This window comes from Candidatus Spechtbacterales bacterium, from assembly GCA_040879145.1.
Taxonomy (GTDB): Bacteria; Patescibacteriota; Minisyncoccia; order Spechtbacterales; family 2-12-FULL-38-22; genus JAWVZY01.
Genome location: JBBDKX010000003.1, coordinates 2,668 through 8,322, shown reverse-complemented (window position 1 = coordinate 8,322; position 5,655 = coordinate 2,668). Strand labels below are relative to the sequence as shown.

The 5,655-nt window shown below is 41.3% G+C and carries 5 protein-coding genes; all 5 read right to left on the bottom strand.

Features of this window, described 5'->3' with window-relative positions; genetic code table 11:
* Positions 1-544: 544 nt before the first annotated feature.
* A complete protein-coding gene (locus WDZ40_00370; protein MEX0877302.1) occupies positions 545-1,477 on the bottom strand; it encodes an FAD-dependent oxidoreductase in 933 nt (310 codons plus the stop codon).
* Between the two features lie 160 nt (positions 1,478-1,637).
* Entirely contained in the window at positions 1,638-2,663 is a 1,026-nt protein-coding gene (locus tag WDZ40_00365) for a lysylphosphatidylglycerol synthase transmembrane domain-containing protein (GenBank protein MEX0877301.1), read from the bottom strand.
* Positions 2,660-4,126, bottom strand: coding sequence for an O-antigen ligase family protein (locus tag WDZ40_00360; protein ID MEX0877300.1), 1,467 nt, complete (start codon positions 4,124-4,126; stop codon positions 2,660-2,662). The genes WDZ40_00365 and WDZ40_00360 overlap by 4 nt, the downstream gene beginning before the upstream one ends.
* Before the next feature lie 288 nt (positions 4,127-4,414).
* On the bottom strand, positions 4,415-4,936 hold the full coding sequence (locus tag WDZ40_00355) for a hypothetical protein (protein ID MEX0877299.1): 522 nt from the start codon (positions 4,934-4,936) through the stop codon (positions 4,415-4,417).
* A 140-nt stretch (positions 4,937-5,076) separates the two neighbouring features.
* Positions 5,077-5,655 (bottom strand): hypothetical protein (locus WDZ40_00350; GenBank protein MEX0877298.1); only part of this gene is annotated, 579 nt, incomplete at its 5' end.

The following is a 5,655-nucleotide window of genomic DNA, read 5'->3' as shown; positions in this document are numbered from 1 at the left end:
ATGTTCGGGCGGAGGTGGGGAGAACAAAGAAAAAGCCGCCTATTAGTAGTATAGCTACTGTAAATGTTCCAAGCATTTTTGGGTTCTTTAACATTCTTTTAGAGAGAGAGAGAGAGAGAGAGGAGTTTTAACTTTTTGGGAGTTTTTCGGTATCATGGTTTAATCTGTCTGCCGCCCGCCTGCCGTGCCGAGTGGCAAGGCGCAGGTAGGTGCTTTTTTGGCACAGGCAGAGAAAGTTTGTAATTTAGCCTCAGTCATTCTACGGGGCAGATGAGGTACTTTTATATTAACACGATTATTTTATGAAGCACAGGCAGTTTTCCACACCGAGCGCAGCGAGGTGCGCTCGGTGTACATAGATGTAGGATTTTCAGATTTGCTTTCAGTTCTACCCGCCTGTGAAGGGCGGAGTATACAAATGCAGAAATTCTAAGACTTGCTTCCAGTTCTAGGCGCCCGTGAAGGGCGGAGTAAGCCCTACTTAATGGTAGGGCGTCGAGCACTGGAACGGGCAACAACGAAATGAAAGCAAATATGAATTTCTTTACTTATTTTTTTGAAGCCAAATGTAAATGTCTTCAAGGGCCTTAACTCCATCCCCCATGCTTATATTGTTCTGTTTGTATGGTACATCACTTATATCCCCGGCTGCCCAAATACCCTCTTTTGAACTCCTACCATATTTGTGGTCAATTATTATTTCGCCAATTTTGTTCATATCTACTAACCCTTTTTCTATAAAATCGTTATTTGGTATAGCGCCTATTTCAACAAAAACACCTTTGACTTCAAGCTCATGCTCTTTTCCGTCTTTATCCTTATAAACTACCCCTTCCACAAATTTATCTCCTTTAATTTCGGTAATTTGTACCTCTTTTAGCGCTGTAAATTTATCGCTCTTGCTTACATTTTCCACAGTCACAGGATCTGCTTTAAAACTATCAGACACCTCCAAAAGAGTTACCTGGGGAGAGTATTCAAGAAGCTGTTGCGCCGATTCAAAACCCGCATTACCGCCTCCGACAACCACGGTCTTCATCCCGCTAAAGAGAGGGGCGTCACATGACGCGCAATAAACAACTCCCTTTCCTTCAAACTCATCAGCGCCTTTCACGGGCAACTTTCTTCTCCTGCTACCTGACGCAACAAGAACAGCGCGAGCCTCATATGTTTTTCCTCTTTTTGTTTTAACCTCAAAACCGCCGTCTTTTATATCCTTTAATTCGGTAACCCTGTCTCCTTCAACTATTTCTAAAACATCATCTGCGTACTCTTTAAGGTGGTCTTTAAACATACGCCCGAGTTCGGCACCCTTAACATGAGGTATACCTATAAAGTTCTGCACATCTACAGACACACTGGACTGTCCGCCGAATTCCTCGGCAATTATAGCGCTTTTAAGTCTTTTTCTTGCAGCGTATACTCCTGCGGCAGATCCCGCGGGACCCCCGCCAATAATTATTAAATCATAAGTCATAATTTTAAATTTTAATTTAATTTTTAATACTTTAATTCCTGCCTACCTGTTTACATGCCGATTGGTATGCAGGCAGGTTAAAACATTGGGTCATTTAGTCATTCATTTGAAATTTGGCATTTGAAATTTGAAATTACGAGTCCGCCATTCGGCGGACGAGTTACTTGTCTCCCTTTAATTTTAACATACCAGACGCGGCTGTAGCCATAAAACCAACACCAAAACGCAAAAGAATAGCAATGCCGACGCTCGCAAGCAGAATATCGGCACCCCTTAAAACAAAGCTTAAGGCAACACCCTCTCCCGCTGCCAAACCAACCGCGCTAAATGATATCCCTTGAAAAGCCTCCTGTATTCCAAGAGAGGCGGGTATGGGCACTGCAAGCCCTGCATACAAGGCACCCAAAGATACAATAACGGGGACAATACCGATAGCTTTTCCCAAAAAGTAAAACAAAGCGATGTGTCGGCTAATAAGTACTGCTTGTTTTAAAATACTTATTCCCCATCCTTTCCAAAATACTGCCCTATTCACCGTAAAAAAATCTACAACCTCCTGTTCTGATTTAATAAAGAACTTACCCGCGCGCGTACTATCAACGCCAAATCTTATAATTGCGGGGGCTAAAAGTTTTTTATTGCGAAACACTTGAAAATAAAAAAGCATAACAAGAGCCGCTATTGATAAAACAGAAACCGCTACAGACATAATCGTCTTTGTAATTCCCGCCGGACCCGCGTAGGAAATAAAAACACCAATGGACACTCCTATCATTATAAGGGATGCCGATATCTCAAGTATTCTGTCAAAAACGAGTGTTGATGTGGCTTTATCAAGAGGAATGTCCATTTTTTTCTTCATCAAATACGCTTTAATGCCTTCACCTCCAAGATAGACAAAAGGGGTAAGATAGTTTACAGGGTGCCCCGCAAGCCATATGGTAAGAAGTTTTAAAAATTTTACATCCGGACACTGAGACTTTAAAATTATGTATGCCCGCCAGTTGGCAACAACTATCCCTAAAAAAGTCAGTGCTACAACAAGCGCAAATCCCGCGGGAGAAAAACCTGTAAGCGTGTTCCAAAGTTCTTTTGTGTCAAGCTTAACTACGAGTATTCCTACTAAAAAAGCCCCCAAAACAAGGAGTATCAAACCGGGTATAATTTTTCTTGTTGCCCTTATCATGTTTTTGTAAGACCTATTTTATTGTACAACATCGCGGTTATTACCCAAAACATAAGCATACCCTGTTGGAGCGTCATATAAAAATGGTCAAAAAATCCGGAAACAATAACAAAGAGGAATGCCGTAAATATTATTATGTTTTCGGAGCTTGGAATGTTTTTTACCATTTTAAATCCCAAAAACATCGTATACAAACAAAACAAAAGAAACATTCCCCCACCTAAAATACCGAGCTCCGCGAAGTTAAGCAAGAATATGTTGTGCACAGGCTGATAAAGCGAATCTCTAAGCCCCCAGAATTGTTCACGTAAAAACAGGGTGTAGTTTCCGATGCCGATGCCTCTCAGATTATCTGAAATTATCTGAAAACTTAAATTATTAAAAAAGACTCTTTCTTTTAAGGCAAAGTCGCCCTCGGCAAATGTTGTAAATATTCTTGAGTAAATTTCGGGCCAAAACATAACCGTCATTGTTAAAACCCCCGCAAAAAGAGGGGTCAAAACAGCAAAAAGTTTTTTTATGTACCGACGCATGGGGCGCCTTGCAAAGTTTACAAGCAAAAAAACAAATACCCAAGAAAATACAGCAATGGGAGCGCGTGAAAATGTAAGAAGCAGTGTGAAAGAGATTAAAATTATTGCCTGCCAGCTGAATATCTTTTCCTTTTGAGTTATAGATTTTCTGTCTACGTGCCATAAAATTAAAAATAAAATAGCAAGCGCCAGATAAGCGGCCAGTACATTGGGGCTGGGGAATGTGCCGTAAGCGCGCATAAAACGTGAGCCAAAAGCTACAAACTCCGCGACCTCACTTCTTCCCGCTGCAAGCGGACTTTCTCCAAGGAGCTTCAGCCCTAAAGAGCGTTGAGTAAAAAACTGAGTAACACCTATTATGGCCTGAAATATACCCCCCAAAACAAAGGCAAAAGCTGCGTGCTCAAATTTTATCTTTTTTAATATATAAATAGTATAAAAAAAGAGCCCAATAAATTCCGCCAGTTTCAACACCCTATAAACCCCTACTCCCGCGTATGGAGCAGAGAAAATTGAAAGAAATGCGAAAAACATCAGTAAACCCAGAATGAGAGTTGGGATTATAAGTTTATTCCGTCGTAAGCGGGAGGGAGCGACTGAAGAAAGAAATCCCCGAAGCGAGTAGAAAAATGTCTTTCCCGAAGGGACGGTCTCTGAGCGAAGCGAATAGCCGCTGTCATTTTTCGTAAGCGAGCGAGGGTAGATTTCTCTGAAGGAGCGAGCGGCAGCGTGGAATAAACTTATAACCCCAACTCTCATTATCAGCAAACTAAAAAGTATCAAAACCAAAATATCTGTTCCATACAAAAACGCGCTCTGCCATTCGTTAAACCCCTCTATCGCCCCCGCACTCCACAAAAAAACCCTTGTCTGAAAAGGGATAGAAAAAAGCAATATCAAAAAAAGTGATTTTTCCAAACGTAACAACATACAAATTATTCGTCTGAATTTTCTTTAAGCCACCATACCTAGGGTATGGTTTAAAGATCAGAATCAAGCTTAGAAGCCAAAAAATGAATCAGATTCGCGAAGCGAGGGTGAAGGAGTGCAAGATTGCACTTCAATGCCCGAGTGACAATGAAGATGATTTATTTTTTGGCTTCCCGTACGGGCGGGCGTATTTTGGCCATCTTTCGGCTTGCTCGGACGCTAACGATACCTCCGGCATCGCGTCGCGCCTCGCGCACCTAAATCTGCATCAAAATTCGCTCCGCTAAATTAATTCTGATCTTTAAACCATACCCTCACTCTTGCCACATCCTCTTCCTCAGAAAACTTAATTTCTATCTCAGAGTTTTTATGGGCTTTTTGAACTTGTCTGCCCAAATTTAAAGCAAGCTGGTTCTCGCTTGTTCGTACCTCTATGCGGTGCTCCGCTATGTGCATCTGAAGTATGCGGTCCATGGGATCGCGCTGATGCGCCTTATCTGCCACATGTTCCAACTGGCTTACTATCTCCTCTTTTATGTGTGGCGGAAAATTCTCAATTACCACTTCACCTTCAAACTGTCCGCGCTTCTCCATCTCACACGCGGGACACAGTTCAAAACTAACGCTTTTAGAGGGCTTAAGTTCTTTATAGTCTTCTAATTTATGATGCCAGCTTTTGTAATAGTAAGAAGCATTGCATTTAGTGCAGATTATAATATCTTCCTTTCCCGGACCGAACTCTTCTATATTTTTTTTGCTGTTGGGGGTTTTGCCCCTGTTAGGTTTTTTACCCCAGAAAGATTTAATCATAATTTTACTCACTTCGTTCACAAAAAGTATAAAGTATGAAGTATACAGGGTGTTTGTAAAAAGCTTTGCTCTATACTCTATACTGTATACTCTATACTTGAACGAGCGTGAAATGCGAGTTCTAAGCTCGCTTCGCGAGCTTATACTAATGCCTTTATTATCTCATAAAATCCACCCAAAACCAAAGCTAAAATAACAGCCATCAAAACTAACTTTGGTACGCGCATATTCAAAGAGGATTCCTTATTCTTTTTCTTAGATGCAACAAACAAAAGGGTTATAAAAAGCCCGTTAACCGCCCCCAAAACAGCCCCCACAATACCTATTACATTAATAAAATCGCGAACACCGATAAAAATTAAAACCATAGGAACGCTGACAACCAAAAAATCACTCTTCCATCTTTTCATCTTCCAGTCATACATGAAAGACTCTTTTATGTTCACTCCCATAATAAGGTAGGTTGTAGCTATTGCTATAAGGCCAAATATCGCGCCTAAATAGACTATTTCCTTGCCTAAAAACTGCTCCAAACCGCTTATTGCTTCAGGACTTGTGGTTTCACCACTAACACCAACAACAATAAAAGCAAAAAGAGCGGTGACAAGCGCTGAGAACAAAACTCCCGCAACCACAGACCGTTTAAAACTTTTACCTGCCTGCCGTGCTTGTGGCGCAGGCAGGTCTTCCTTTCCTATCAAATAACGCATTTCCGGTAT

Bases quoted from the DNA above. Each gene is read 5' to 3' on its own strand.
- WDZ40_00370 (MEX0877302.1), bottom strand. From the start codon at position 1,477: ATGACTTATGATTTAATAATTATTGGCGGGGGTCCCGCGGGATCTGCC.
- WDZ40_00365 (MEX0877301.1), bottom strand. From the start codon at position 2,663: ATGATAAGGGCAACAAGAAAAATTATACCCGGTTTGATACTCCTTGTT.
- WDZ40_00360 (MEX0877300.1), bottom strand. From the start codon at position 4,126: ATGTTGTTACGTTTGGAAAAATCACTTTTTTTGATATTGCTTTTTTCT.
- WDZ40_00355 (MEX0877299.1), bottom strand. From the start codon at position 4,936: ATGATTAAATCTTTCTGGGGTAAAAAACCTAACAGGGGCAAAACCCCC.